This window comes from Streptomyces sp. NPDC085937, from assembly GCF_044540535.1.
Classification (GTDB): domain Bacteria; phylum Actinomycetota; class Actinomycetes; order Streptomycetales; family Streptomycetaceae; genus Streptomyces.
Genome location: NZ_JBITSH010000020.1, coordinates 56,597 through 82,160, shown reverse-complemented (window position 1 = coordinate 82,160; position 25,564 = coordinate 56,597). Strand labels below are relative to the sequence as shown.

The 25,564-nt window shown below is 71.1% G+C and carries 26 protein-coding genes and 1 riboswitch; of the genes, 19 read left to right on the top strand and 7 right to left on the bottom strand.

Going from position 1 to position 25,564, the window contains the following annotated elements; all coding sequences use genetic code 11:
• Positions 1-77 precede the first annotated feature (77 nt).
• The 4 genes from ACIF8S_RS30695 to ACIF8S_RS30680 all read left to right on the top strand — a co-directional run bounded on the left by ACIF8S_RS30695 (position 78) and on the right by ACIF8S_RS30680 (position 2,785).
• Positions 78-845 carry an enoyl-CoA hydratase/isomerase family protein gene (locus ACIF8S_RS30695; RefSeq protein ID WP_400003495.1) on the top strand — a complete coding sequence of 256 codons (768 nt, stop codon included), beginning with the start codon at positions 78-80 and terminating at the stop codon, positions 843-845.
• 284 nt (positions 846-1,129) lie between these two features.
• Complete coding sequence (locus ACIF8S_RS30690; RefSeq protein ID WP_400003493.1) at positions 1,130-1,633, top strand: ATP-binding protein; 504 nt, start codon at positions 1,130-1,132, stop codon at positions 1,631-1,633.
• A 108-nt stretch (positions 1,634-1,741) separates the two neighbouring features.
• A complete protein-coding gene (locus ACIF8S_RS30685; RefSeq protein WP_349791043.1) occupies positions 1,742-1,954 on the top strand; it encodes an EF-hand domain-containing protein in 213 nt (70 codons plus the stop codon).
• Positions 1,955-1,993: 39 nt separating this feature from the next.
• Positions 1,994-2,785 (top strand): NADPH-dependent F420 reductase, encoded by a 792-nt coding sequence (locus ACIF8S_RS30680; protein WP_400003491.1) that lies wholly within the window; start codon positions 1,994-1,996, stop codon positions 2,783-2,785.
• A 50-nt stretch (positions 2,786-2,835) separates the two neighbouring features.
• Here the strand turns inward: ACIF8S_RS30680 and ACIF8S_RS30675 are convergent, their stop codons facing one another.
• Positions 2,836-3,390, bottom strand: a complete 555-nt coding sequence (locus tag ACIF8S_RS30675) for a glycoside hydrolase family 25 protein (RefSeq protein ID WP_400003489.1) — start codon at positions 3,388-3,390, stop codon at positions 2,836-2,838.
• A gap of 313 nt (positions 3,391-3,703) precedes the next feature.
• Between ACIF8S_RS30675 and ACIF8S_RS30670 the strand changes: the two genes are divergently transcribed.
• On the top strand, positions 3,704-4,942 hold the full coding sequence (locus ACIF8S_RS30670) for a DUF6236 family protein (RefSeq protein WP_400003487.1): 1,239 nt from the start codon (positions 3,704-3,706) through the stop codon (positions 4,940-4,942).
• Between the two features lie 48 nt (positions 4,943-4,990).
• Here the strand turns inward: ACIF8S_RS30670 and ACIF8S_RS30665 are convergent, their stop codons facing one another.
• The 4 genes from ACIF8S_RS30665 to gcvT all read right to left on the bottom strand — a co-directional run bounded on the left by ACIF8S_RS30665 (position 4,991) and on the right by gcvT (position 9,417).
• Positions 4,991-6,358: an L-serine ammonia-lyase gene (locus ACIF8S_RS30665; protein WP_400003486.1), complete on the bottom strand. Its 1,368-nt coding sequence runs from the start codon at positions 6,356-6,358 to the stop codon at positions 4,991-4,993.
• Positions 6,359-6,523: 165 nt separating this feature from the next.
• Positions 6,524-7,783 carry a serine hydroxymethyltransferase gene (gene glyA, locus ACIF8S_RS30660; RefSeq protein WP_400003484.1) on the bottom strand — a complete coding sequence of 420 codons (1,260 nt, stop codon included), beginning with the start codon at positions 7,781-7,783 and terminating at the stop codon, positions 6,524-6,526.
• 14 nt (positions 7,784-7,797) lie between these two features.
• The gene (gene gcvH / locus ACIF8S_RS30655) at positions 7,798-8,175 is read right to left on the bottom strand and encodes a glycine cleavage system protein GcvH (RefSeq protein ID WP_349791038.1); all 378 of its coding nucleotides are present in this window, start codon (positions 8,173-8,175) and stop codon (positions 7,798-7,800) included.
• 123 nt (positions 8,176-8,298) lie between these two features.
• Entirely contained in the window at positions 8,299-9,417 is a 1,119-nt protein-coding gene (gene gcvT, locus ACIF8S_RS30650) for a glycine cleavage system aminomethyltransferase GcvT (RefSeq protein WP_400003483.1), read from the bottom strand.
• 161 nt (positions 9,418-9,578) lie between these two features.
• Positions 9,579-9,679, bottom strand: a riboswitch (glycine riboswitch).
• A 223-nt stretch (positions 9,680-9,902) separates the two neighbouring features.
• On the opposite strand from gcvT, the gene ACIF8S_RS30645 reads away from it, so the two are divergent.
• The 10 genes from ACIF8S_RS30645 (at position 9,903) to ACIF8S_RS30600 (ending at position 20,958) form a co-directional block, all read left to right on the top strand.
• A complete protein-coding gene (locus ACIF8S_RS30645; protein ID WP_400003482.1) occupies positions 9,903-10,562 on the top strand; it encodes an AAA family ATPase in 660 nt (219 codons plus the stop codon).
• Between the two features lie 74 nt (positions 10,563-10,636).
• Positions 10,637-11,413, top strand: coding sequence for an enhanced serine sensitivity protein SseB (locus tag ACIF8S_RS30640; protein WP_400003481.1), 777 nt, complete (start codon positions 10,637-10,639; stop codon positions 11,411-11,413).
• A gap of 156 nt (positions 11,414-11,569) precedes the next feature.
• On the top strand, positions 11,570-12,331 hold the full coding sequence (locus ACIF8S_RS30635) for an enhanced serine sensitivity protein SseB C-terminal domain-containing protein (RefSeq protein WP_400003527.1): 762 nt from the start codon (positions 11,570-11,572) through the stop codon (positions 12,329-12,331).
• A 307-nt stretch (positions 12,332-12,638) separates the two neighbouring features.
• On the top strand, positions 12,639-13,646 hold the full coding sequence (locus ACIF8S_RS30630; protein ID WP_349791034.1) for an ABC transporter permease: 1,008 nt from the start codon (positions 12,639-12,641) through the stop codon (positions 13,644-13,646).
• A 67-nt stretch (positions 13,647-13,713) separates the two neighbouring features.
• A complete protein-coding gene (locus tag ACIF8S_RS30625) occupies positions 13,714-15,510 on the top strand; it encodes an ABC transporter substrate-binding protein (RefSeq protein ID WP_145830186.1) in 1,797 nt (598 codons plus the stop codon).
• Positions 15,511-15,649: 139 nt separating this feature from the next.
• A complete protein-coding gene (locus ACIF8S_RS30620) occupies positions 15,650-16,648 on the top strand; it encodes an ABC transporter permease (protein ID WP_400003479.1) in 999 nt (332 codons plus the stop codon).
• Positions 16,645-17,742: an ABC transporter ATP-binding protein gene (locus tag ACIF8S_RS30615; RefSeq protein ID WP_400003477.1), complete on the top strand. Its 1,098-nt coding sequence runs from the start codon at positions 16,645-16,647 to the stop codon at positions 17,740-17,742. Before ACIF8S_RS30620 ends, ACIF8S_RS30615 begins: the two co-directional genes overlap by 4 nt.
• A 23-nt stretch (positions 17,743-17,765) precedes the next feature.
• Positions 17,766-19,268: a dipeptide ABC transporter ATP-binding protein gene (locus ACIF8S_RS30610; RefSeq protein WP_400003476.1), complete on the top strand. Its 1,503-nt coding sequence runs from the start codon at positions 17,766-17,768 to the stop codon at positions 19,266-19,268.
• 63 nt (positions 19,269-19,331) lie between these two features.
• Positions 19,332-20,000: a trimeric intracellular cation channel family protein gene (locus tag ACIF8S_RS30605; RefSeq protein ID WP_400003525.1), complete on the top strand. Its 669-nt coding sequence runs from the start codon at positions 19,332-19,334 to the stop codon at positions 19,998-20,000.
• A 97-nt stretch (positions 20,001-20,097) separates the two neighbouring features.
• Positions 20,098-20,958: a thioesterase family protein gene (locus ACIF8S_RS30600; RefSeq protein WP_400003474.1), complete on the top strand. Its 861-nt coding sequence runs from the start codon at positions 20,098-20,100 to the stop codon at positions 20,956-20,958.
• An 87-nt stretch (positions 20,959-21,045) separates the two neighbouring features.
• On the opposite strand, the gene ACIF8S_RS30595 is transcribed toward ACIF8S_RS30600, so the two are convergent.
• Positions 21,046-21,696: a TetR family transcriptional regulator gene (locus tag ACIF8S_RS30595; RefSeq protein ID WP_349791029.1), complete on the bottom strand. Its 651-nt coding sequence runs from the start codon at positions 21,694-21,696 to the stop codon at positions 21,046-21,048.
• A gap of 113 nt (positions 21,697-21,809) precedes the next feature.
• On the opposite strand from ACIF8S_RS30595, the gene ACIF8S_RS30590 reads away from it, so the two are divergent.
• The 3 genes from ACIF8S_RS30590 to ACIF8S_RS30580 all read left to right on the top strand — a co-directional run bounded on the left by ACIF8S_RS30590 (position 21,810) and on the right by ACIF8S_RS30580 (position 23,576).
• Positions 21,810-21,977, top strand: coding sequence for a hypothetical protein (locus ACIF8S_RS30590; protein WP_400003472.1), 168 nt, complete (start codon positions 21,810-21,812; stop codon positions 21,975-21,977).
• Positions 21,978-22,047: 70 nt separating this feature from the next.
• On the top strand, positions 22,048-22,314 hold the full coding sequence (locus ACIF8S_RS30585) for a DUF4190 domain-containing protein (protein WP_400003470.1): 267 nt from the start codon (positions 22,048-22,050) through the stop codon (positions 22,312-22,314).
• A 92-nt stretch (positions 22,315-22,406) separates the two neighbouring features.
• Complete coding sequence (locus tag ACIF8S_RS30580; RefSeq protein ID WP_400003468.1) at positions 22,407-23,576, top strand: cysteine desulfurase family protein; 1,170 nt, start codon at positions 22,407-22,409, stop codon at positions 23,574-23,576.
• Between the two features lie 25 nt (positions 23,577-23,601).
• On the opposite strand, the gene ACIF8S_RS30575 is transcribed toward ACIF8S_RS30580, so the two are convergent.
• Complete coding sequence (locus tag ACIF8S_RS30575; RefSeq protein WP_400003466.1) at positions 23,602-24,309, bottom strand: N-acetylmuramoyl-L-alanine amidase; 708 nt, start codon at positions 24,307-24,309, stop codon at positions 23,602-23,604.
• Positions 24,310-24,368: 59 nt separating this feature from the next.
• Between ACIF8S_RS30575 and mnmA the strand changes: the two genes are divergently transcribed.
• The gene (gene mnmA, locus ACIF8S_RS30570) at positions 24,369-25,499 is read left to right on the top strand and encodes a tRNA 2-thiouridine(34) synthase MnmA (RefSeq protein ID WP_400003464.1); all 1,131 of its coding nucleotides are present in this window, start codon (positions 24,369-24,371) and stop codon (positions 25,497-25,499) included.
• Positions 25,500-25,564: the final 65 nt, after the last annotated feature.

The window sequence follows — 25,564 nt, the reverse complement described above, 5'->3', positions numbered from 1 at the left end:
CCACCGCACCGGCACACGGCCGGGGTGTGAGCCACCGCACCGGCACAGGGACCGTTAGTCACCGTTAACCTGCTGGCATGACCGTACATCTCGAAGTCGCCGAGGGCGTCGGCACGCTGCGCCTGGACCGCCCGCCCATGAACGCGCTGGACGTCGCCACGCAGGACCGTCTGAAGGAGCTCGCCGAGGAGGCCACGCGCCGCGAGGACGTGCGCGCCGTGGTGATCTACGGCGGCGAGAAGGTGTTCGCGGCGGGCGCGGACATCAAGGAGATGCAGGCCATGGACCACGCGGCGATGGTCCTGCGCGCCCGCGGCCTGCAGGACTCCTTCACCGCCGTGGCCCGTATCCCCAAGCCGGTCGTCGCCGCCGTCACCGGCTACGCGCTCGGCGGGGGCTGCGAGCTCGCCCTCTGCGCCGACCACCGGATCGCCGGGGAGAACGCCAAGCTCGGTCAGCCGGAGATCCTGCTCGGCCTGATCCCGGGCGCCGGCGGCACCCAGCGGCTGTCCCGGCTGATCGGCCCGTCCAAGGCAAAGGACCTGATCTTCACGGGCCGGCAGGTCCGGGCCGACGAGGCGCTGGCCCTCGGTCTGGTGGACCGTGTGGTCCCCGCAGACGAGGTCTACACCCAGGCGCACGCCTGGGCCGCGAAGCTGGCCCAGGGGCCGGCGATCGCGCTGCGAGCTGCCAAGGAGGCGGTCGACACCGGGCTGGAGACGGACATCGACACCGGCCTCGCGGTCGAACGCAACTGGTTCGCGGGCCTGTTCGCCACGGAGGACCGCGAGCGCGGCATGCGCAGCTTCGTGGAGGAAGGCCCGGGCAAGGCGAAGTTCCTGTGACGAGCTGTTGAAATCCCCGTACACACCTTGCAATTGACGGCATGTCTGATCCGGGCCCCTCGGCGGAACGCATTATGGGAGCCTTAACGCGCCCTTAAGCCGTATCCGTCGAGGGAGCCCGTCGATTGCCCGAGCGTGAGCCGTTGTCGCAGGTCGAGCAGGCCGTCGGAACCGCCGAAATGCCTTTGGCATATGTCGTCGGCCCACGGTCGGGCGGGGGCGCACGGGGGGCGTATTCCCCTGGAACGGCCCCGGGTGGCTCCGGGCCCCGCCATGATGGGGTCATGGCGGGGCTGGAGGGCATGGAACAGCCGCGGGGAGACGGGCGCGCCATCGCGTCGCGCTGGTCGCCGACGGTCGAGGACGAACGTGCCGTGCGGGCACTGGAGTTGTACGGCGACCCTGCGGAGGGTGAAGTTCCGCTCCCGTCCCTTCCCGAGTCCGCCGCCACCGCCCGCCGCCTGGTGCAGATCGTCGTCCTGCGCCGCTGGGGCCTGACCGCGAAGATCACCGAGGACGCCGTCCTGCTGGTCTCGGAACTCGTCGGCAACGCCGTCCGCCACACCGGTGCCCGCGCCTTCGGTCTGCGCATGCGCCACCGGCGCGGCTGGATCCGCGTCGAGGTCCGTGACCCGTCCAGGGCACTGCCCTGTCTCATGCCGGTGCAGGAGATGGACATCAGCGGCCGCGGCCTCTTCCTCGTCGACAAACTCGCCGACCGCTGGGGCGTCGACCTCCTCTCCCACGGCAAGACCACCTGGTTCGAGATGCGGGTCTCCGACCGCTGAATCCCCGCCGGGCGCAGGGGGCCACGGTGGGTGGCCGCCGCTCGGCGGGTCCCGCGGGCCGGATAATCTTGGCCGCGTCAGAACCAGTACCAGCAAAGGGGCGGATCGGTGGCGGACATCGAGGAAGCACGCAAGCAGTTCGAACGGATCGACACGAACGGGGACGGCTACATCACCGCTGCCGAGTTCAAGACCGCGCTGGCCCAGGGCGGCGACTGGAACGTCACCGAAGCGGTCGCCGAGGCCCTGATCAAGTCGCGGGACCTCGACGGCGACAAGCTGCTGTCCTTCGACGAGTTCTGGGCGCACCTGAACAAGTAGGGCCGCGAAATCTCCGGCGCCGGGAGACCGGCGCCGGAAATGCCGTGGGGCCGGACGGGCGAACAGCGGCGGAATGGTCCGCCCGTCCGTGCCGTTGGAACCGATCATGGGGATTTCTCACGGAAATCCAGCCGGACATCGACCCCCGGAAGGGCGAGGCGAGCGGACATGAAGATCGGCATCATCGGCGCGGGCAACATCGGCGGAAACCTCACACGGCGGCTCACGGCTCTCGGCCACGACGTGTCCGTCGCCAACTCCCGCGGCCCGCACACCCTGAAGGCACTGGCCGAGGAGACCGGGGCGACCCCGGTACGGGTCGAGGAGGCCGCCCGCGGCGCCGAGATCGCCGTGGTCACGGTGCCTCTGAAGGCCGTGCCCGACCTGCCGTCCGGGCTGTTCGACGAGGCCGCGCCGGGCGTGGTCGTCATCGACACCGGCAACTACTACCCGCAGCAGCGCGACGGCCGGATCGCCGGCATCGAGGACGAGGGCCTCACCGAGAGCCGCTGGACCGAGCGCCAGATCGGCCACCCCGTGATCAAGGCGTTCAACGGCACGTTCGCCCAGGACCTGCTGGACCGCCACCGCCCGGCCGGCGACCCCGACCGCATGGCGCTCCCCGTCGCCGGGGACGACGAGGCCGCCAAGCGCACGGTCCGGGACCTGATCGAGGAACTCGGCTTCGACACCGTCGACGCGGGCGGCCTCGACGACTCCTGGCGCCAGCAGCCCGGCACCCCCGTCTACGGCCTGCGCGGCGGCGTCGACGCGGTCACCCGGGCCCTCGCCGAGGCGCCCCCGGAGCGCCCGGCGGACTTCCGCGGCTAGGACTCACGGCCCACGGGCCCAGGTCCAGGCCCAGGCGCGGGCTCTGGGCGTCAGGCCCCGGCCCATTCCCGCAGCGCCGACCCGCTGGAGAAGTCCGCGACATTCTTGTCCAGCGGGTCGTCGGTGTACTGGTGGAAACGCCAGTCCGCCTTGATGCGGGGTTTCCCGGCGGTGACGTAGTCGGCGATCCAGAGGCCGTCACCGGCGTAGGACGTGGTGTCGACGTTCAGCCAGAAATCGCGGTTGCAGTAGAGGACCACCTTGTTGTGGGGCCGCAGTTCCTTCACCTTTCGGATGAAGCGGTCCTTCTCCGCGTTGCTCGCCCGGGTGCCGCTTCCCGTCCTCTCCCAGTCGACGGCCAGGATGTCGCCCTGTTTCTCGGGCGCCTCGCTGACGAAGTGCTCGGCCTGTTCGGTGAGATTCCCCGGCCAGAGGAAGTGGTAGAACCCGACCACCAGACCGGCGTCCCGCCCTCTCTTGGTCTGGGCGCTCAATTTCGGATTCACGTACGAACGACCCTCCGTCGCCTTGATGAAGACGAAGGAGAGGCCGTCCGTGTCGTACGTCTCCGACTGGTAGGAACTGACGTCGATGCCGTGCAGCATGGGGGCTCCCTGAAGGTGCTGGTGGGGGACGGGGAGTCGAACGCATCATTCCCCGTTCCGGCACCGGTGACCCGTGGGAGAGCGAGGTGGCCGGATCTTCGGAACCACCGTCTCCGGATCGCGCGTCCCTCGCACACCACCCCCGGTCGGAGTACCACCCCCGGCCGACACCCGCCCCCACCGCTGGGGATGCTGGGCGCCGGGTGTGCGGAGCCCCATCCGGGTGCGGCAACTAAGCTGGTGCTGCACGTAGTTGAGGAACAACAGGGCGGCGCCCCCCGGGGCACGGCGACATCCGCGAAGGAGCGTGCTGGTGCAGCGCACCGGACTGTACTACCCGTACGTCCACTTCCGGGACGCGGCGTGGATCAAGGCCGCCGCGCTCTACCTGCCGGAGATGGCCCGTGTGGTGCCCGACGGGTTCCGCGTGGCGGACCCCGAGCACGTCCGTGTCCTGCGGGACGAACTCGGCTTCGTTCAGGACATCGACCCCGCCCTCGCCGTCGAGGCGGCGTCCGGGTATCTGCTGCGGCTCGTGGACGAGCACGGCGAGGAATTGCGGAACCGTTTCGGAGTGACCGTCCGGCAGGACGTGGTGGACGCCGAACCCGCGCCGCCCGGCGCCCTGACGCCCGCCGGCAGTCATGGGCATCGCTCCGGCCCGCCCTGGGGGCGACCGCTGGCGGGCCTGTACCCGGGGGAGATGACACCGGCGCTCAGGCAGGCGCTGTCCGACAGCGGCCTGGCGGGGAGGCGCGTGCGCAGCAGCTTCAGCCATGGTGAGCCCGGTGTCTGGCTGGGCATGGACCCGGCGCTCGCCTGGGTGTACAAATGCGCGCTGACGGCCGAACTCGCGGCCGACACCGCCTTCCTCCCCGTCACCGACCAGGAAGCCGCCCATACCGCGGCCGATCCCTGGGACACCGGGCGGATGGCGGCGGTCCTCCTGGAGGGTGCTCCGGCCCCGGTCGGAACCGGTGACCTCACCGCACGGATCGGGGTGCTGTCCGTGCGGTGTGTGCTTCCCGCGGGGCTCGACGGGGTGCCGGTGGAGAAGATCGTGGCACTGCGCAAGAAGCACGAGCCGGAGTTCCTCGCCTACACGGACGCCGTCGACCGGACGGCGGCGGACCTCCGCGACGCGCTGGCCGGCATCCGCAGTGCGCAGGCCCTGGACACGTACGTGCGGCAGGCGGTGCACAGGGAGTTCGAGGTGGCGCTGGTGAGTCTGCGCAAGGCCATGAACGGCGTCGGTCTCCAGACGGTCACCACCTCCGTCAGCACCACGTTCGACACCCCCACCTCGGCGGCCCTGCTGAGCGGGCTGATCGGCACGGTCGGCGGGACCGTGGCGGGCAGTGCGGCGGGCATCGTGGCCGGCGTCGGCGCGACGGCCGTGGGCATCCTCGGGGGAGCCCGCAGCCGACGTGACGAAGTGCTCGCCGCCTCCCCGGTCAGCTTCCTGCTGCGGGTCGAGAACGGTCTGAACCCTCGCACGGCGGTCCGCCGGATCGGCCGCGCCCTGCGGCGGGGCGCCGGCGCGGGCGTGTAAGGGGCCCAACGGTGACCGCGGGCCGTCCCGCCCGTCCGGCGACGGCCCTCAGCACTCGATGATGTTGACCGCGAGCCCGCCCCGCGCCGTCTCCTTGTACTTCACCGACATGTCCGCGCCGGTCTCCTTCATGGTCTTGATGACCTTGTCGAGGGACACCTTGTGCGAGCCGTCGCCGCGCATCGCCATCCGGGCCGCGGTGACGGCCTTGACCGCGGCCATGCCGTTGCGCTCGATGCAGGGGATCTGGACGAGCCCGCCGACCGGGTCGCAGGTCAGCCCGAGGTTGTGCTCCATGCCGATCTCGGCCGCGTTCTCCACCTGCTCCGGGGAGCCGCCGAGTACCTCCGCGAGGGCGCCCGCCGCCATCGAGCAGGCGGAGCCCACCTCGCCCTGGCAGCCGACCTCGGCGCCGGAGATGGAGGCGTTCTCCTTGAAGAGCATGCCGATGGCGCCGGCCGCGAGCAGGAAGCGGACCACGCCCTCCTCGTCGGCGCCGGGCACGAAGTTCATGTAGTAGTGCAGGACCGCCGGGATGATGCCGGCCGCGCCGTTGGTCGGCGCCGTGACGACCCGGCCGCCGGCTGCGTTCTCCTCGTTCACCGCCATCGCGTAGAGGGTGATCCACTCCATCGCGAGCGCCTGCGGGTCGCCCTCGGAGCGCAGCTTGCGGGCGGTGGTGGCGGCCCGGCGGCGGACCTTCAGGCCGCCCGGCAGGATGCCCTCGCGGGACATGCCCCGCTCCACGCAGGCCCGCATCACGCGCCAGATCTCCAGCAGCCCTTCGCGGATCTCCTCCTCGGTCCGCCAGGCACGCTCGTTCTCCAGCATCAGCGCGGAGATCGACAGCCCGGTCTCCTTCGTGAGGCGCAGCAGCTCGTCACCGGTGCGGAAGGGGTACTTCAGGACGGTGTCGTCCAGCACGATGCGGTCCGCGCCCACCGCGTCCTCGTCGACGACGAAGCCGCCGCCCACCGAGTAGTAGGTCTTGGCCAGCAGCTCGGCGCCGGAGGCGTCGTACGCCCACAGCGCCATGCCGTTGGCGTGGTAGGGCAGGGCCTTGCGGCGGTGCAGCACCAGGTCGTCGTCGTAGGAGAAGCCGATCTCGTGCTCGCCGAGCAGCCGGATCCGGCCGCCGTCCTTGATCTTCTCCACCCGCTCGTCGGCCGACTCCACGTCCACCGTGCGGGGCGAGTCGCCCTCCAGGCCGAGGAGCACCGCCTTCGGTGTGCCGTGGCCGTGCCCGGTGGCGCCCAGGGAGCCGTACAGCTCGGCGCGCACCGAGGTGACGGAGTCCAGCACGTCCTCGTTGCGCAGCCGCCGCGCGAACATCCGGGCCGCCCGCATCGGGCCGACCGTGTGCGAGCTGGACGGGCCGATGCCGACCGAGAACAGGTCGAAGACCGAGATGGCCACGGGAGGACTCCTCAGGGTTCGGCGGACGACGCTGTCCACCGGGGGAAGGGCGGTTCAGTGGATCGGGGGCGGTGAATCGTTGATGCGCTGCATGGTGCGGGGCACCGCGCCCACCGACCCAGTGTGCGCGATGCCCCGGATGTCCGTACAAAAAGGCGGACGAAATTACCGCAGACCGGGGTACAGCGGGTGCTTCGCGGTCAGCGCCGCGACCCGGCCCCGGAGCGCCTCGGCGTCGTACGACGGCTTCAGCGCCTCGGCGATCACGTCCGCGACCTCGGCGAAGTCGTCGGCCGTGAAGCCGCGGGTGGCCAGGGCGGGCGTGCCGATCCGCAGACCCGAGGTGACCATCGGCGGACGCGGGTCGTTCGGGATCGCGTTCCGGTTGACGGTGATGCCGACCTCGTGCAGCCGGTCCTCGGCCTGCTGGCCGTCCAGCTCCGAGTTCCGCAGGTCCACCAGGACCAGGTGCACGTCCGTGCCGCCGGACAGCACGTCCACGCCCACGGCCTTCACGTCGTCCCGGACGAGACGTTCGGCCAGGATGCGGGCGCCCTCCAGGGTGCGGCGCTGGCGCTCCTTGAACTCCTCCGAGGCGCACACCTTGAAGGCGACCGCCTTGGCGGCGACCACGTGCTCCAGCGGACCGCCCTGCTGGCCCGGGAACACCGCGGAGTTGACCTTCTTGGCCAGCTCGGCCGTGGAGAGGATCACACCGCCGCGCGGACCGCCGAGGGTCTTGTGCGTGGTGGTCGTCACGACGTGGGCGTGCGGGACCGGGTTCGGGTGCAGGCCCGCGGCGACCAGACCGGCGAAGTGCGCCATGTCGACCATGAGGTACGCGCCGACCTCGTCCGCGATCCGGCGGAACGCGGCGAAGTCCAGCTGACGCGGGTACGCCGACCAGCCGGCGACGATCAGCTTCGGCTTGTTCTCCTTGGCGAGACGCTCGACCTCGGCCATGTCCACGACGCCGGTGTCGTCCACGTGGTACGCGACCACGTTGTAGAGCTTGCCGGAGAAGTTGATCTTCATGCCGTGGGTCAGGTGCCCGCCGTGCGCGAGGTTCAGACCCATGATCGTGTCGCCCGGCTTGAGCAGCGCGAACATCGCCGCCGCGTTGGCCTGGGCGCCCGAGTGCGGCTGGACGTTGGCGTGCTCGGCGCCGAAGAGCTCCTTGACCCGGTCGATGGCGATCTGCTCGATCACGTCGACGTGCTCGCAGCCGCCGTAGTAGCGGCGGCCGGGGTAGCCCTCGGCGTACTTGTTGGTCAGGACCGAGCCCTGGGCCTCCATGACCGCGACCGGGGCGAAGTTCTCCGAGGCGATCATCTCGAGGGTGGACTGCTGCCGGTGCAGCTCGGCGTCGACCGCGGCGGCCACCGCCGGGTCGAGCTCGTGCAGGGGCGTGTTCAGAAGCGACATGCGGCTACGACTCCTCAGCCCGCGATGAACGCGTCGTACTCGGCGGCGGACAGCAGGTCGGCCGGCTCGTCGGTGACCCGCACCTTGAACAGCCAGCCGCCCTCGAAGGGGGCCGAGTTCACCAGCGACGGGTCGTTCACCACGTCCTCGTTGACCTCGGTGACCTCGCCGGAGACGGGGGAGTACAGGTCGCTGACCGACTTGGTGGACTCCAGCTCGCCGCAGGTCTCGCCCGCGCTCACCGTGTCACCCACCTCGGGGAGCTGGACGTAGACCACGTCGCCGAGCGCGTTGGCCGCGTGCTCCGTGATCCCGATGGTCGACACGCCGTCCTCGGCGGCCGACAGCCACTCGTGCTCCTTGCTGTAACGCAGCTGCTGGGGGTTGCTCATGGCCTGAATTCTCCTGTACGCGGAAGACTGCTGATGACGGGGGACAGCGCGGAGCGCGGCGGGGCGGGGACGAGGTGCCCGGTCCCCACGCGCGGGACTGCCCGGGGGTCGGCTACGACGGTGTCACTTCTGCCGCTTGTAGAACGGCAGCGCCACGACGTCGTACGGCTCGTGGCTGCCGCGGATGTCCACGCCGACACCCTCGGTGCCCGGCGCGGCGTGCCGCGCGTCGACGTAGGCCATGGCGATCGGCTTGCCCAGGGTGGGGGAGGGCGCACCGGAGGTGACCTCGCCGATCACCTCGCCGCCGGCCACCACCGGGTACCCGGCGCGCGGCACCCGGCGGCCCCGGGCGACCAGGCCGACCAGGACGCGGGGCGGGTTCTGCTCGGCACGCCCGGCGGCCTCGGTGAGGGCGGCGCGGCCCACGAAGTCGCCCTCCTTCTCGAACTTCACCACCCGGCCCAGACCGGCGTCGAACGGCGTGAGCGCGGTGCTCAGCTCGTTGCCGTACAGCGGCATGCCCGCCTCCAGACGGAGCGTGTCACGGCAGGACAGGCCGCAGGGGACCAGGCCGTGGCCCTCGCCCGCCTTGGTCAGCGCCTGCCACAGCTCGACGGCGTGCTCCGGCTTCACGAACAGCTCGAAGCCGTCCTCGCCGGTGTAGCCGGTGCGGGCGATGAGTGCGGGGACGCCGGCCACGGCGCCCGGCAGACCGGCGTAGTACTTCAGGCCGTCCAGGTCGGCGTCGGTGAGGCCGGCGAGGATGGCCGGGGACTCGGGGCCCTGCACGGCGAGCAGCGCGTAGGCGTCGCGGTCGTCGCGCACCTCGGCGTCGAAGCCGGCGGCCCGCTCGGTCAGCGCGTCCAGCACCACCTGGGCGTTGGAGGCGTTGGCCACGACCATGTACTCGGTCTCACCGAGCCGGTAGACGATCAGGTCGTCCAGGATGCCGCCGTCCTCGCGGCAGATCATCGTGTAGCGGGCGCGGCCGGGCTTGACCCCGCCGATGTTGCCCACCAGGGCGTGGTCGAGCAGGGCGGCGGCCTGCGGTCCGGTCACCGCGATCTCGCCCATGTGCGAGAGGTCGAACAGGCCGGCCTTCGTGCGCACGGCGTTGTGCTCGTCGCGCTCGGAGCCGTAGCGCAGGGGCATGTCCCAGCCGGCGAAGTCGGTCATCGTCGCGCCGAGCGACCGGTGCAGGGCATCGAGCGCGGTGCGACGGGGTTCGGTACTGCTCATCGGTCGGTCTCCCAGGGGCAACGGGGGAAGCGAGGTCGTTCCTCCCCATCTGTCATCGGAACCTGAGAGGTTCGCCATGACCACCGCGGACGGCGGTCAGGACTTGCACCTTGGGTGGGGCCACCGGAGCACTGCTGCAGCGGCCCGCTTTTCAGATGTGCCTCGCCCGCGCGGTAACGGTGCCTGAGAGATTCAAGGGAGGGACTTGCTCCTTCGGCGCCCCGGCGGCACAGGGTGCCGGGGACTCTCCCGCGCGGATTCAAACGGCCGGTATGCAGTTGGCGCGCTCATCATTGCACGCATCTCCGGGGCGTGGCAGGGGGACCCTTATCAGGGGGTGCACAGGTCGTACGGGTCCGGTCACGGTGAGCTGTGACAGGGCTGTAGCGGTAAAGGCACGGAAACACGAGCGACCTGGCATTACCTTCTCTTTACATGCGGCGGGGATCGGACACCATATCCGGCCCCAGGGGAGGACGACCACGGTGAACAGGCCCACGGCGTACGCCGGCACCCCAGGCGTCGCACTGCCGCGACAGCACGCGGACCGGGCCGAGGGCGCGGCGCCCGCGCCCGTCGTGCGCGATCTGCGCGACCGCGGCGGCCGCAGCCCGCGCGCCCTCCTCTTCGGCCCCCGCGACCTCGTCGTGGTCACCGGACTGCCCGGAAGCGGCAAGTCCACCCTGATGCGGCGCACGGTGCCCGGCACCCGCGTCGACTCCCAGGACACCCGTGACCGCTGGGACGGCCGCATGCCGCGCCTGCTGCCCTACGCCGTGTACCGCCCGCTGGTCCGCCTCGCCCACTACGCGGGGCTGCGGCGCGCCCTGCGCTCCGGGGAACCGGTCGTCGTGCACGACTGCGGCACGCAGGCCTGGGTGCGGCGCTGGCTGGCCCGCGAGGCCCGGCGCCGGGGCGCGGGCCTGCATCTGCTGTTACTGGACGTCACCCCCCAGCAGGCCCTCACCGGGCAGCGCGAGCGCGGGCGGGGCGTCTCCCGCTACGCCTTCCGCCGCCACCGCACGGCGTGCGGGCGGCTGTTGGACGCGGTCGAGCGCGGCCTGCTCCCGGCGGGCTGCGCGTCGGCGGTGCTGGTCGACCGGGACGCGGCTCAGGCCCTGCGCCGGATCGGGTTCACCGGCTGACCGGATCGGGTGCCCGGCCGACCGGCTAGCCTTTCCAGCCACAGCAGTGGTAGCAGGCAGGCAGAAGGCGACAGATGGACTTCCCGGCGGACTTCCCGGACCGGACGCACTCCCACCCGCACGGCGGGTGGCCCGGCAACGAACTCGAGGAGGCGCTCTCCGCCTCCCTCGGCGTGCCCTCGGCAGCGGGGCGGATCGTCGAGGTGCTCGGCCGCAGCCTCCTGTGGGTGCCGCTGCCGAACGGCGGCGGTCCGCACAGCGGCCCGCTGGACCTGCCCACCATGGAACTGCACGGCCAGGCCTACGTGCCCGTCTTCAGCTCCGAGGAGCAGTTCCGCCAGGCCGTCGGCTCCCACATGGGCTTCACCGTCGCGCCCGCCGTGGAGTTCGCCCGCGGCCTGCCGCCGCAGGCCGGGATCGTGGTCAACCCCGGCGGCGTGGTCGCCGTGCCGCTGCCCCCGCCGGCGGTGGCCGAGCTGTGCCGGGCGGGACACACCCCGCTGGACGGCCGATCGGGCGGCGGCCGGGTCCGGTTGTTCGAACCGGACTGGCAGGACGACCCGGTGGACTTCCTCGCAGCGGCCTCCCAGGAGTTCGACGCGATCGGCGTGGTGACCACCGCGCGCCGCTGCCTGGCCGCCGTCGAGACGGCCGACCCCGTGCTGTTCGTCGGGGTGGAGCTGCTGCACTGGGAGGGCGACCCCCGGGCGCTCCCGCTCGACGCCCTCGGCCGGGCGCTGGGCCGCAGCCCCGCCCGCTGGCCGGTCAGCCTCGTCGTCCTGGACGTGGCCCAGGACCCGGTGGCCGACTGGCTGCGCGCCAAGGTCCGCCCCTTCTACCAGCGCGCGTGAGGGGCCGGGGCGGGTCCGCGCCGCATCCTTGCGCGCACTGACCGCAGACCGCCGGAGGCCGTCGGCTTAAGCTAGGGAGCATTGGCCGGCAGGGTGTTGTACGGAGGGGCGATACAAGTGAGCGCTGGCACCGCGGCGGCCGGACAGGTCGAGCACATGCTGCGCCAGGTGACGCCCGGGCGCTACGACGCCTACGAGGCGTTGCTGCGCGCCCTGGCGACCCCGTCGTCCGGCCGGATCTGGATGCTGCTCTGGCACGGCCAGGCCGGTTCGCCCGACGCCCAGTACGGGACCATGGAGGTCGACGGCCTCGGCTACGCGCCCTGCGTGACCTCCGCCCAGGAGCTGTCCGCCAGCGGCTGGAACCGTTCGTACGAGGTCGTCGACGGCCTGGAGGTGGCCCGCGCGCTGTACCCGGACCGCTACGGGCTCTGGCTCAACCCGCACGCGCCCGGCGGCGGCGTGGGCATCCCCTGGCTGGACCTGCGCCGGATCGCGAGCGGGCTGGACAGCCAGCCCGCCGGACCGCTGCGGCTGTCCGAACCGGCCATCGAGATCCCGCAGTTCTACGCCCTCCTCGCGCAGACGGCCCACCGCACCCCGGCCGTGCGGGCGTTGCGCCGCGCCTGGGTGCAGCCCGCGCTCGGCGCGCCCTACCTCGCCATCGGCCTGGAGGTCTACGACACCTCCCCGCCGGCCGTGGAGTCGGTGCGGGCGATGATGCGGCAGTCGCTCGCCGCCGTGCCCGACGGGCTGCCGGTGTCCACCGTCGCCGTGTCCGACGAGCACGACCCGGTGGCGATGTGGCTGCGCGTCAACGCGCGCCCCTTCTACGACCGCGAGGCGCACGCCCCGGCTCCCGCGACGGCCCCCGCGGCGGGGTACGGCTACCCGCAGGCGCCGCCCGCCCGTTTCTGAGACGCACTGCGGAAACTGCGACGGCGGGGGGAGTTCTCCGCGCGTAGAACCGAACCAAACGTCCGCACAAGTCTCCGATGTCCTAACTTGCCCCTGTCCGACCCCCGTTACCCCGCGTCCGCATAACGGAATCCCCCAGACAGCATCACGTTTACGCATCCATTCATCGTCAAGTCTGGCAAGCCGACGTCGAAGCGTTGAAGACTCCCGCACCAGGGGCGTTCGCCCTTTTGTACGACAGAGTGATGATGCCGCTACAGCGGCAAGTCAGGGCCGGTCACCGCCGGTTGAGAGGGGTCCCTGCCAGATGACGGCACCATTGCACGAGCCGACCGCCGAAGCGGCCCCGAGCGCGGCCGAGGAAGCGGCGGTTGCCGGCGACCGGAGCAAGGCGGTGCAGGGGCGCTCCCTGGGCCGGATCGCCTGGGAGCGTCTGAAGCGGGACAAGCTGGCCCTGACGGGTGGCGCCATCGTCGTGGTGCTCATCCTGATCGCGGTGTTCGCGCCCCTGATCACCTCGCTCGTCGGGCAGGACCCCGAGACGCACCACGAGAACCTGATCGACCCCCTCTTCGGCACCCCGGTCGGCAGCCTCGGCGGCATCAGCGGCGACCACCTCCTCGGCATCGAGCCGGTGAACGGCCGCGACATCTTCGCCCGCATCGTCTACGGCGCCCGCATCTCGCTGCTCGTCGGCTTCCTGTCGGCCGTGGTCGCCGTCGTCCTCGGCACCATCCTGGGCACGCTCGCCGGCTTCTTCGGCGGCTGGGTCGACTCCCTCATCAGCCGGGTCATGGACGGTCTGCTGGCCTTCCCGCAGCTGCTGTTCATCATCGCCCTGGTCTCGGTCATGCCGAACAACATGCTGGGCCTGTCCGGCACCGGCGTCCGCCTGTTCGTGATGATCCTCGTCATCGGGTTCTTCGGCTGGCCCTACATCGGCCGCGTGGTCCGCGGTCAGACCCTCTCCATGCGCGAACGGGAGTACGTCGAGGCGGCACGCTCCCTCGGTGCCGGGCGGTTCTACATCCTGTTCAAGGAGCTGCTGCCCAACCTGGTCGCGCCGATCATCGTGTACACGACGATGATGATCCCCACCAACATCCTCACCGAGGCGGCACTCAGCTTCCTGGGCGTGGGCGTCAAGCCGCCCACGGCCTCCTGGGGGCAGATGCTCTCGAGCGCGATCGACTACTACAAGTCGGACCCGATGTACATGGTCATCCCGGGTGTGGCGATCTTCGTCACCGTGCTCGCCTTCAACCTCTTCGGCGACGGCGTGCGTGACGCGCTCGACCCGAAGGGCTCCCGCTGAACTGCCGTACCGCACCACTTCCCGTGGCACCACGGGGTCTCTCATCTAATCCGGAGGATCCGAGATCGTGACTACCCAACGCACCTCAGGGCGGCGCAAGCAGGCCATGGCCGCTGCCGCAGTGGTCGCCGCGCTGCTGACCACAGCGGCGTGCGGCGGCGGCGGTGACAGCGACGGCGGGGGATCGAAGAACGGCGCGGCCGGCTTCGACGCCGCGAACAACAAGGTCGCCCAGGCCGAAGCGGTCAAGAAGGGCGGCACCCTGAAGTTCGCCGGTGCCCAGGACGCCGACTCGTGGGACACCACGCGCGGCTACTACGGCTTCATGTGGAACTTCTCCCGCTACTACGCCCGCCAGCTGGTCACGAACGCCACGGAGCCGGGCGAGGCCGGCGCCGGTGTGGTTCCGGACCTGGCCACCTCCACCGCCAAGGTCACCGACGACGGCAAGACCTACACGTACACCCTGCGCGACGGTGTCACGTGGGAGGACGGCAAGCCGATCACGTCGAAGGACATCAAGTACGGCATCGAGCGCGTCTGGGCGCAGGACGTGCTGTCCGGCGGTCCGACGTACCTCAAGGAGGTGCTCGACCCCAAGGGTGAGTACGCCGGCCCGTACAAGGACAAGTCCAAGGACAAGCTGGGCCTGAAGGCCATCGAGACGCCGGACGACAAGACCATCGTCTTCAAGCTCCCGAAGGCCAACTCGGACTTCGAGGAGATGCTGGCGCTCACCTCCGCCTCCCCGGTCCGCCAGGACAAGGACACCAAGTCCAAGTACGGCCTGCACCCGTTCTCCTCGGGCCCGTACAAGTTCGAGTCCTACAGCCCCGGCAAGGACCTGACCCTGGTCCGCAACACCGAGTGGAAGCAGGAGTCGGACCCGGTCCGCAAGGCGTACCCGGACAAGATCACGGTCAAGTTCTTCACGAACGCCAACGAGCTGGACGCCCGCCTCATCGCCGGTGACTACGACCTGGACATCAACCAGACCGGCATGTCGCCGCAGGGCCGCACCACCGCCCTGCAGGAGCACAAGGGCAACCTGGACAACCCGGTCTCCGGTTACGTCCGCTACGCGGTCTTCCCGCAGAGCGTGAAGCCGTTCGACAACATCCACTGCCGCAAGGCGGTCCTCTACGGGGCCGACCACGTCTCGCTGCAGAACGCGCGCGGTGGCCCGGTCGCGGGTGGCGACATCGGCACCAACATGCTGCCGCCGTCCGTCCCGGGTGCCGAGGGCCAGAAGTACGACCCGTACGAGATGGCCGGTGCCAACAAGAGCGGCAACGTCGCCAAGGCCAAGGAGGAGCTGAAGCTCTGCGGCCAGCCCAACGGCTTCAAGACCACCATCGCGGTGCGTAACAACAAGCCGGTCGAGGTGGCCACCGCCGAGTCGCTCCAGGCGTCGCTGAAGAAGGTCGGCATCACGGCCGAGATCGACCAGTACGACGGCTCGCAGACCGCCGGCATCATCGGCAGCCCGGCCAACGTCGTCAAGAAGAACTACGGCATCATCATCATGGGCTGGGGCCCGGACTTCCCGTCCGTCCAGGGCTACGGTCTGCCGCTGTGGCACAGCGACTACATCCTCGAGAGCGGCAACAACAACTACGCCCTCATCAAGGACAAGACGATCGACGGCCTGTTCGACCAGTACGTCAACACGCTTGACGACGCCGGCAAGACCAAGATCGCCACGGAGATCAACCACAAGGTCATGGAGGGCGGCTACTACCTGCCCTTCGTCTTCGAGAAGTTCATCAACTGGCGCTCCAGCCGACTGGCGAACGTGTACACCTCCGACGGCTACAGCGGAATGTACGACTTCGTCAACCTCGGTCTGACGGACGCGAAGTAACCGGTACACCCGCCGTACGGCACGAAAGGCAGGTGAAGGCCGGCGCGGCGTGACCGTGGGCCGCCGGACGTCTCCCCATCGCCCACAAGGCGTGGGGGGACCCCACCGGCGGCCCGCGGTCCGCAGCGGGCCGTAAGCTGTGCTCGCTTACCTCATCAGGCGGCTGTTCGCCGCCGCAGTGATGCTCGTGGTCATCATCCTGGTGGTCTTCGGCATCTTCTTCCTCGTCCCGAAGTGGGCGGGGGTCGACATCGCCACGAGCTTCGTGGGCAAGCAGGCCGACCCCGCGGCCGTCGAGGGCGTGCGGCAGAAGCTGGGTCTCGACGAACCGATCTTCATCCAGGCCTGGGAGTTCTTCAAGGGCATCTTCGCCGGTCGCACCTACTCCGGCGGCGGAGACGTCACCCACTGCGCCGCGCCGTGCTTCGGCTACTCCTTCCGCAGTGAGCAGGCCGTCTGGCCGGTGCTGACCGAGCGTTTCCCGGTCACCCTGGCCCTGGCCCTCGGTGCGGCCGTGCTGTGGCTGATCTTCGGCCTGGCGGCGGGTGTGCTCTCCGCGCTCAAGCGCGGGACCCTGTGGGACCGCGGCGCGATGGTCGTCGCGCTGGCCGGTGTCTCCCTCCCCATCTACTTCACCGGCCTGATCAGCCTCGCGGTGATCTCCCACGGACTCGGCTGGCTCGACGCCCAGTTCGTGCCGCTGGAGGACAGCTTCAGCGGCTGGCTCGGCGGCATGATCCTGCCCTGGATCACCCTGGCCTTCCTGTACGCCGCGATGTACGCCCGGATCACCCGCGCCACCATGCTGGAGATCCTCGGCGAGGACTACATCCGCACCGCGCGCGCCAAGGGCCTCAAGGAGCAGGTCGTCATCCGCAAGCACGCGATGCGCTCGACGATGACGCCGATCCTCACCATGCTCGGCATGGACATCGGCGCCCTGATGGGCGGGGCGATCCTGACGGAGACCACGTTCAGCCTTCCCGGCCTCGGCCAGAAGGTGCTGGAAGCGATCCGTAACCAGGACCTGCCCTTCATCCTGGGCGTCGTCCTGATCACTTCTCTCGCGGTGCTCATCGCCAACCTCGTGGTGGACGTCCTGTACGCCGTGATCGACCCCCGAGTGAGGCTCGCATGACCGAATTGAGCAAGACCGGCGCGGCCGTGGGCGAGCCCGTCCAGGGCTCGCCGGCCCCCACGTCCTTCCTGGAGGTCCGCGACCTCAAGGTGCACTTCCCGACCGACGACGGCCTGGTCAAGTCCGTCGACGGACTGAGCTTCACGCTGGAGAAGGGCAAGACCCTCGGCATCGTGGGCGAGTCCGGTTCCGGCAAGTCGGTGACCAGCCTCGGCATCATGGGGCTGCACACCGCCGGCCAGTACGGCAAGCGCAAGGCCCAGATATCGGGCGAGATCTGGCTGGACGGCACCGAGCTGCTGTCCGCCGACCCGGACCACGTCCGCCGGCTGCGCGGGCGTGAGATGGCGATGATCTTCCAGGACCCGCTGTCCGCGCTGCACCCGTACTACACGATCGGGCAGCAGATCGTGGAGGCGTACCGCATCCACCACGACGTGGACAAGAAGACCGCCAAGCGCCGCGCCGTGGAGATGCTCGACCGCGTCGGCATCCCGCAGCCCGACAAGCGCGTGGACAGCTACCCGCACGAGTTCTCCGGCGGTATGCGCCAGCGCGCGATGATCGCGATGTCGCTGGTGAACAACCCCGAGCTGCTCATCGCCGACGAGCCGACCACCGCGCTCGACGTGACGGTCCAGGCGCAGATCCTGGACCTCATCCGCGACCTGCAGAAGGAGTTCGGCTCCGCGGTCATCGTCATCACCCACGACCTGGGCGTCGTCGCCGAACTCGCCGACGACATCCTGGTGATGTACGGCGGCCGCTGCGTGGAGCGCGGCCCGACGGAGAAGGTCTTCTACGAGCCCCGCCACCCCTACACCTGGGGCCTGCTCGGCTCGATGCCGCGGCTGGACCGCGAGCAGCAGGACCGGCTGATCCCGGTCAAGGGCTCCCCGCCCTCGCTGATCAACATCCCGTCCGGCTGCGCCTTCAACCCGCGCTGCCCGTACGCCGACGTCCCCAAGGACAACGTCACCCGCACCGTCCGCCCCGAGCTCTCCGAGGTCGGCAGCAGCCACTGGGCCGCCTGCCACATGTCCCAGGAGCAGCGGGAGCGAATCTGGACCGAAGAGATTGCGCCGAAGCTGTGAGCGAGAACTCCAAGGACGCAGCCGTGACGATTCCCGCCCAGAGCGACGGCGCCGCACCTGCCAAGGGGTCCGGTGAGGTCCTGCTGAAGGTGGAAGGGCTCCAGAAGCACTTCCCCATCAAGAAGGGCCTGCTCCAGCGTCAGGTCGGCGCGGTGCACGCGGTCGACGGGCTGGACTTCGAGGTCCGCTCCGGCGAGACCCTCGGTGTGGTGGGCGAGTCGGGCTGCGGCAAGTCGACGATGGGCCGGCTCATCACCCGGCTGCTCGAACCGACCGGCGGCCGTATCGAGTTCGAGGGCAAGGACATCTCGCACCTCGGTGTGTCGGACATGCGTCCGATGCGCCGTGACGTCCAGATGATCTTCCAGGACCCGTACTCGTCGCTGAACCCGCGCCACACCATCGGCACCATCGTCAGCGCCCCCTTCAAGCTCCAGGGCGTCGAGCCCGAGGGCGGTGTGAAGAAGGAGGTGCAGCGGCTGCTGTCGGTCGTGGGTCTCAACCCCGAGCACTACAACCGCTACCCGCACGAGTTCTCCGGCGGCCAGCGCCAGCGCATCGGCATCGCCCGCGCGCTCGCGCTCAAGCCGAAGCTGGTGGTGGCCGACGAGCCGGTGTCCGCCCTGGACGTGTCCATCCAGGCGCAGGTCGTCAACCTGCTGGACGACCTCCAGCAGGAGCTGGGCCTGACGTACGTCATCATCGCTCACGACCTGTCGGTGGTCCGGCACGTGTCGGACCGGATCGCGGTGATGTACCTCGGCAAGATCGTCGAGCTGGCCGACCGTGACCTGCTGTACAAGGCGCCGATGCACCCGTACACCAAGGCGCTGATGTCGGCCGTGCCGATCCCGGACCCCAAGCGCAGGGGCGCCAAGAGCGAGCGCATCCTGCTCAAGGGCGACGTTCCCTCGCCGATCTCCCCGCCGAGCGGCTGCCGCTTCCACACGCGGTGCTGGAAGGCGACGGAGATCTGCCGGACCACGGAGCCGCCGCTGCTGGAGCTGCGCCCGGGCCAGCGCGTGGCCTGCCACCACCCCGAGAACTTCGAGGACCAGGCCCCGCAGGACACCGTCCTGCTGACGGCCGCCAAGGAGGCCACGGAGCTGGTGGGGACGGCCGTCCTGGAGGAGTCGGCGGAGACCTCGGCGGCGGTCGCCGCGGAGTCCTCGGCCGCCGGGCCGGCGAAGACGGAGAAGCCCGCCGCCGCGCCGGCCGAGGTGGCGACGCCTGCGTCGGACGAGCCCGCGAAGGCGGAGCCCGCCAAGGCTGAGAAGCCCGCGTCGGACGAGCCCGCCGAGGCGGATAAGCCCGCGAAGGCGGAGAAGTCCGAGACGGCGAAGCCCGCCAAGGTGGAGAAGTCGGCTGCCGCGCCGGCCGAGGCGGATGCGTCCGCGCAGGCCGAGGCGGAGGCCTCCGCTTCGGAGGAGGCCGCCGGGGCGGAGGAGCCCGCCGGGGCGGAGGAGCCCCCCACGGACGGGGCCGCCGCCGGGGAGACCTCCGGCGAGCAGTCCTCGGACAAGTAAGCCAGCCGAAGCCCCTGCCTTGCATTGCAAGGCAGGGGCTTTCGCATGGGTGAGAATGTGTGGGTGCTCCAGCAACTGTTCAGCCCGTCCGTCCTGCACGTGCTCGACCTCGTCGGCATCTTCGTGTTCGCCATCTCCGGCGCCCTGCTGGCCGTCCGGAAGAACTTCGACGTGTTCGGTATCGCCGTGGTCGCCGAGGTCACCGCCCTGGGCGGCGGCCTCTTCCGCGACCTGGTCATCGGCGCGGTGCCGCCCGCCGCCTTCACGGACCTGGGCTACTTCGTCACCCCGCTGCTGGCCAGCACCCTGGTGTTCTTCCTGCACCCGCACGTGGAGCGCATCCAGGTCGCCGTCAACGTCTTCGACGCGGCCGGCCTCGGCCTCTTCTGCGTCGTCGGCACCACCAAGGCGTACGACTACGGGCTGGGCCTGACCGCCTCCGCCTGCCTGGGTCTGGCCACGGCGGTCGGCGGCGGTGTGCTGCGCGACGTCCTCGCCAACGAGGTGCCCTCGCTGCTGCGCTGGGACCGTGACCTGTACGCCGTCCCCGCCATCGTCGGCGCCACCATGGTGGCGCTGTGTCTGCGCTTCGACGTGCTCAACGCGGCGACCAGCACCACGGCCGCCGTCACCACCTTCATACTGCGGCTGCTCGCCATGCACTACCACTGGCGTGCGCCCCGCGCCTGGCACCGCCGGTCGACGGTCAGCGAGGAACAGCCGCCCGTCTGAGCCCGGAGGGTGGAGGGTGGAGGACGGAGGGTGGAGGACGGAGGGCCTAGGCGGAACAAAGCTACCGCTTAGTATTATCTTCTTGTACTGTTCACCCATGCCAGAAGCAGCCTCCGCCCAGGCCACCCGGGCCGTCATCGGTGCCAGTGAGTTCGACCGCGACACCGCGCTCACCGCGCGGGCGCCCGGCGTCTACGACATCGACCTCTCCGCCGGCTGGACGATCATCAACGCCGTCAACGGCGGTTACCTGCTGGCGGTCCTGGGCCGCGCGCTCGCGGACACGCTGCCGCACTCCGACCCGTTCACCGTCTCCGCGCACTATCTGACGGCCTCCCAGCCGGGTCCGGCGGTCGTCCGCACCGAGACCGTGCGCACCGGGCGGACGCTGTCCACCGGACAGGCCTCCCTGTTCCAGCTCGACGAGCAGGGCAACGAGGTGGAGCGCATCCGCGTCCTCGCCTCCTACGGCGACCTCGACTCCCTCCCCGACGACGTCCGTACGACGGCCCGGCCGCCCGCGCTGCCGCCCATGGACCAGTGCTTCGGTCCCGAGGACGGCCCCGCCCCCGTCGACGGAAGCTCCGCCATCACCGGCCGGCTGATGCTGAAGCTGGACCCGTCGACCCTCGGCTGGGCGCTCGGCAAGCCCTCCGGCAAGGGCGAGATGCGGGCCTGGTTCGGTCTGGCCGACGGCCGCGACCCCGACCCGCTGGCGCTGCTGCTCGCGGTGGACGCGCTGCCGCCGACCGCCTTCGAGATGGGCCTGACCGGCTGGGTGCCCACGGTGGAGCTGACCGTCCACGTGCGCTGCCGCCCGGCCCCGGGGCCGCTGCGCGTCTCGATCACCACCCGTAACCTCGCGGGCGGCTTCCTGGAGGAGGACGCCGAGGTCTGGGACAGCGCGGACCGCCTCGTCGCGCAGTCCCGTCAGCTGGCACGGGTCCGGCTGGGCTGAGCCGACGACGACGAAGGGCGGCGGAGGTGGTTCCCACCCCGCCGCCCTTCGCCGTGCTGCCTGCCGTCGGGTGTCGTGCTGTGCCGGTCACCGGCCCCCGGCCGCGTCCGGCTCGTCGAGCCAGTGCCGCCGTCCGACGTGGATGAGCCGCAGCTGCCGCGCCGCGACCCGTGACACCCGCTCCCGCGCCGCCGGCGCGCTTGCCGGCGACTCCAGGAAGAGCGACGCGGTGATCAGCATCTGGTCCACGTAGAGCTGCGCCAGCATCAGCAGGTCCTCCTCGCCCCAGCCCGCCGACTCCGCGTCCCCGGCCAGCGCCTCCCCGACCTCCGCCGTGAACCGGGCGAGCTGCTGCTGTATCGCCTCGCGGACCGGGCGCACCCCGCCGTGCCGTTCCCGCGCGATGAACCGGACGTGGGCGGGGTACGCGTCCACATGACCGGCGATCAACTCGATGGCGCGCGCGATGCGTTCCGGTCCGTCGCCGGTCGGGGTCACCGTCGTCCGGATCATCGGGTGCAAGCTGCCCAGGGCCTGCTCGACCAGGGCCACGCCCAGGTCCTCGATCGAGCGGAAGTGCCGGTAGAAGGCGGTCGGGGCGATACCGACGGCACGCGTGACCTCACGCAGGCCCAGGCTGCTCAGGCTCTGTCCCTCCAGCAGTTCGAGCGCCGCGTCGAGAAGTGCCTGCCGGGTCTTCTGCTTCTGGGCCTGCCGGATGCCGGACGTGTGACTCATACCATGCAGTTAACAACTGTTCTCCCAAATTGAAAAGTGATGAGGCGCGCTAGACTGGGAAGTCAGTGAACAAGTGTTACTGCAACCGTTCACCCAACTTGGGGGTCCGACTCATGCTGTTTCTCGTCGCCGCACTGCTGCTGCTCGGCCTCGTCCTGGGCGCCGTCGCGCACGCACCGCTGACCTTCTCCGTCGCCGTCGGCGCGGTCATCGCCGTCTGGCTCGGTGTCTTCGCCCTGCGCGAGCACCAGGGCCGCCACCGCGGCACCCCGGCCCGCTGACCCGCGCCCGGCCCCGGGCGTCCCGCCACGCCCCGCCCCCCGCCCCTTTCGACCGAAGGAGCCGATCATCATGCAGCTCACCGCAGGAGCCGGCCGTCGCACCGGGATCCGGGACACCGACGGCATGGCCGTCGCGTCCTTCGTCCTCGGCCTGCTCGGCCTGCTCGTCCTCAACGTCTTCCTCGGCCCGGCCGCCATCGTGCTGGCCTCGGTGGCCCTGTGGCGCGGCACCGCCCGCCGCGGCCGTGCCCTGCTCGGCCTCGGACTCGGCATCGCCGACCTGGTCGTCCTCGTCGCCTTCATGCAGGCCGACGGCACGATCTCCTGGAGCTTCTGACCAGGCACCCCGCCGCGCCCCCCGCCGGCGCCTCCGCCCGGCCCACCGTGATACGTGTGGGGTGCACCGGGGCCCGTAGAATCGGCGGCACCATGGCTTACCTCGACCACGCCGCGACCACCCCGATGCTTCCCGAGGCAGTCGAGGCGCTCACCGCGCACCTGGGCGTCACCGGCAACGCCTCCTCCCTGCACGCGGCCGGCCGCCGCGCCCGGCGCACCGTCGAGGAGGCCCGCGAGACCCTCGCCGAAGCCCTCGGCGCCCGCCCCAGCGAAATTGTGTTCACCTCTGGCGGCACGGAGGCCGACAACCTCGCCGTGAAGGGCCTGTACTGGTCCCGCCGCGACGCGGACCCGGCCCGCACCAGGGTCCTCTCCAGCCCCGTCGAGCACCACGCCGTCCTGGACGCCGTCCACTGGCTCGGCGAGCACGAGGGCGCCACCGTCGAGTACCTCCCCGTCGACCCGCACGGCCGGGTCCACCCCGACGCCCTGCGCGAGGCCATCGCCCGCAACCCCGACGACGTCGCCCTCGCCACCGTCATGTGGGCCAACAACGAGATCGGGACCCTCCTGCCGGTCACCGAACTCGCCGCGGTCGCCGCTGAGTTCGGCGTCCCCCTGCACTCCGACGCGGTCCAGGCCTTCGGGCAGGTGCCGGTGGACTTCGGCGCGTCCGGGCTCGCCGCGATGACCGTCTCCGGACACAAGATCGGCGGGCCGTACGGCATCGGCGCCCTGGTCCTCGGCCGCGAGCACACCCCCGTGCCCGTGCTGCACGGCGGCGGACAGGAGCGCCACGTCCGCTCCGGCACCCTCGACGTCCCCGCCGTCGCCTCCTTCGCCGTCGCCGGGCGGCTCGCCGCCGAGCAGTGCGAGTGGTTCGCCCGCGAGATCGGACGGCTGCGCGACGACCTGGTCGCCGCGGTGCTGGAGGCCGTCCCCGACGCGATTCTGGGCGGCGACCCCGCCCCCGGTGGCCGGCTCCCGGCCAACGCGCACTTCACCTTCCCCGGCTGCGAGGGCGACTCCCTGCTGCTGCTTCTGGACGCGCAGGGCATCGAGTGCTCCACCGGCTCCGCCTGCACCGCGGGCGTGGCCCAGCCCAGCCACGTCCTCCTCGCCACCGGCACCGACCCCGACCTGGCCCGGGGCACCCTGCGCTTCTCCCTCGGCCACACCTCCACGGACGCCGAGGTGAAAGCCCTGGCCAAGGCCATCGGCCCCGCGGTGGCCCGCGCCCGGGCGGCGGGCCTGAGCTGAGGCGGCCGCCGGCCCGCCCGGGGCCCTAGCCGCCCGTGCCGTCGGCCGTGGTGGCCGTGCGGCCCTGGCCCGCCTGGGCGGTGCCGGCGCGGCGGACCAGTTTCAGGTAGCGGTCCCAGTCCCAGTGCGGGCCCGGGTCGGTGTGGTCGGTGCCGGGCACCTCGACGTGCCCGATGATGTGCTCACGGTCGACCGGGATGTCGTACCGCGCGCATATCCGGGCGGTCAGGCGGGCCGAGGCCGAGTACATCGCGTCGGTGAAGTCCTCCGGGCGGTCCACGAAGCCCTCGTGCTCGATGCCGACACTGCGTTCGTTGTAGTCGCGGTTGCCCGCGTGGTACGCCACGTCCAGCTCGCGGATCATCTGCGTGATCCGGCCGTCCTTGCCGACGATGTAGTGCGCCGCCGCCTTGTGCCCCGGGTTCTGGAACGCCTTCACCGCGCTGTCCAGGCTCCCCTGGGTGACATGCACGACCACCATGTCGATGCCGAAGTCGTCCGGCCGGTCCGCGCCGCGCCAGTTGGCGTCCGAGGCCGCGACCCAGCGGGCGCCCGCGAAGTCGACCGCGCCGGGGGTGCGCGGCTTGTCGACGCCGGGCAGCCGCCACCACAGCCGCCCCAGCTCGTCGCGCGCCAGCGCCGCCGTGCCCGCCGCGGCCGCCAGGCCGCCCACGATCAGTGCGCGCCGGCCTATGCGCCGATCGCCGTCCTCGCCCGCTCCCTTGGCCCCCATGTGAGCGTGAACGGATATCCGGCGGCCGTGGTTCCCGCGCCCCTTACCCTGGAGGGGCTATGACTGACACCCCGCAGCGCACCCGCCCCCTCCGCGTCCTGGCCGCCATGTCCGGAGGCGTCGACTCCGCCGTCGCCGCCGCCCGCGCCGCCGAAGCGGGTCACGACGTGACCGGCGTCCATCTCGCGCTCTCCGCGAACCCGCAGTCGTTCCGCACCGGCGCCCGGGGCTGCTGCACCATCGAGGACTCCCGTGACGCCCGCCGGGCCGCCGACGTCATCGGCATCCCGTTCTACGTGTGGGACCTCGCCGACCGCTTCCGCGAGGACGTCGTCGAGGACTTCGTCGCCGAGTACGAGGCCGGCCGCACCCCCAACCCGTGCCTGCGCTGCAACGAGAAGATCAAGTTCGCCGCGCTGCTCGACAAGGCGCTCGCGCTCGGCTTCGACGCCGTCTGCACCGGCCACTACGCCAAGGTGATCCTGCGCGAGGACGGCACCCGCGAACTGCACCGCGCCTCCGACATGGCCAAGGACCAGAGCTACGTCCTCGGTGTGCTCGACGACCGCCAGCTCGCCCACGCCCTGTTCCCGCTCGGCGACACGGTCACCACCAAGGAGGAGATCCGCGCCGAGGCCGAGCGCCGGGGCCTGGCCGTGGCCAAGAAGCCCGACTCGCACGACATCTGCTTCATCGCCGACGGCGACACCCAGGGCTTCCTCGCCAAGCGGCTCGGCAAGGCCGAGGGCGACATCGTCGACGAGTCCGGCGCCACGATCGGCACCCACGAGGGCGCGTACGGCTTCACCATCGGCCAGCGCAAGGGCCTGCGCATCGGCACCCCCGCCCCGGACGGCAAGCCCCGCTACGTCCTGGACATCTCTCCGGTGGACAACACCGTCACCGTCGGCCCGGCGGCCTCCCTGGACGTCACCGCGCTCACCGCGATCCGCCCTCGCTGGTGCGGCAGCGCCCCGGCCGGCCCCGGCACCTACACCGCCCAGCTGCGCGCCCACGGCGGCGAGACCGAGGTGACGGCCGAACTGGTCGGCGAGGAGCTGCGCGTGCGCTTCACCGAGCCCGTGCGCGGTGTCGCCCCCGGACAGGCGGTCGTGCTGTACGACGGCACGCGCGTGGTGGGTTCGGCGACCATCGCCTCGACGGAGCGGGCGACGGCGGACGTGGCCTGACACGGCCCGCCCCCGCGGCGGTCACCGTGCGAGGGTCACGCGGCAGTCACGGCGTGAGGGTCACG

What these genes read in the sequence shown, in the direction of transcription:
- ACIF8S_RS30630 (WP_349791034.1), top strand. Translation starts at nt 12,639, where the DNA reads ATGACGGCACCATTGCACGAGCCGACCGCCGAAGCGGCCCCGAGCGCG.
- gcvH (WP_349791038.1), bottom strand. Translation starts at nt 8,175, where the DNA reads ATGAGCAACCCCCAGCAGCTGCGTTACAGCAAGGAGCACGAGTGGCTG.
- mnmA (WP_400003464.1), top strand. Translation starts at nt 24,369, where the DNA reads ATGACTGACACCCCGCAGCGCACCCGCCCCCTCCGCGTCCTGGCCGCC.
- glyA (WP_400003484.1), bottom strand. Translation starts at nt 7,783, where the DNA reads ATGTCGCTTCTGAACACGCCCCTGCACGAGCTCGACCCGGCGGTGGCC.
- ACIF8S_RS30615 (WP_400003477.1), top strand. Translation starts at nt 16,645, where the DNA reads ATGACCGAATTGAGCAAGACCGGCGCGGCCGTGGGCGAGCCCGTCCAG.
- ACIF8S_RS30680 (WP_400003491.1), top strand. Translation starts at nt 1,994, where the DNA reads ATGCCGTGGGGCCGGACGGGCGAACAGCGGCGGAATGGTCCGCCCGTC.
- ACIF8S_RS30690 (WP_400003493.1), top strand. Translation starts at nt 1,130, where the DNA reads ATGGCGGGGCTGGAGGGCATGGAACAGCCGCGGGGAGACGGGCGCGCC.
- ACIF8S_RS30675 (WP_400003489.1), bottom strand. Translation starts at nt 3,390, where the DNA reads ATGCTGCACGGCATCGACGTCAGTTCCTACCAGTCGGAGACGTACGAC.
- ACIF8S_RS30595 (WP_349791029.1), bottom strand. Translation starts at nt 21,696, where the DNA reads ATGAGTCACACGTCCGGCATCCGGCAGGCCCAGAAGCAGAAGACCCGG.
- ACIF8S_RS30590 (WP_400003472.1), top strand. Translation starts at nt 21,810, where the DNA reads ATGCTGTTTCTCGTCGCCGCACTGCTGCTGCTCGGCCTCGTCCTGGGC.
- ACIF8S_RS30695 (WP_400003495.1), top strand. Translation starts at nt 78, where the DNA reads ATGACCGTACATCTCGAAGTCGCCGAGGGCGTCGGCACGCTGCGCCTG.
- ACIF8S_RS30575 (WP_400003466.1), bottom strand. Translation starts at nt 24,309, where the DNA reads ATGGGGGCCAAGGGAGCGGGCGAGGACGGCGATCGGCGCATAGGCCGG.
- ACIF8S_RS30640 (WP_400003481.1), top strand. Translation starts at nt 10,637, where the DNA reads ATGGACTTCCCGGCGGACTTCCCGGACCGGACGCACTCCCACCCGCAC.
- ACIF8S_RS30580 (WP_400003468.1), top strand. Translation starts at nt 22,407, where the DNA reads ATGGCTTACCTCGACCACGCCGCGACCACCCCGATGCTTCCCGAGGCA.
- ACIF8S_RS30635 (WP_400003527.1), top strand. Translation starts at nt 11,570, where the DNA reads ATGCTGCGCCAGGTGACGCCCGGGCGCTACGACGCCTACGAGGCGTTG.
- ACIF8S_RS30600 (WP_400003474.1), top strand. Translation starts at nt 20,098, where the DNA reads ATGCCAGAAGCAGCCTCCGCCCAGGCCACCCGGGCCGTCATCGGTGCC.
- gcvT (WP_400003483.1), bottom strand. Translation starts at nt 9,417, where the DNA reads ATGAGCAGTACCGAACCCCGTCGCACCGCGCTCGATGCCCTGCACCGG.
- ACIF8S_RS30585 (WP_400003470.1), top strand. Translation starts at nt 22,048, where the DNA reads ATGCAGCTCACCGCAGGAGCCGGCCGTCGCACCGGGATCCGGGACACC.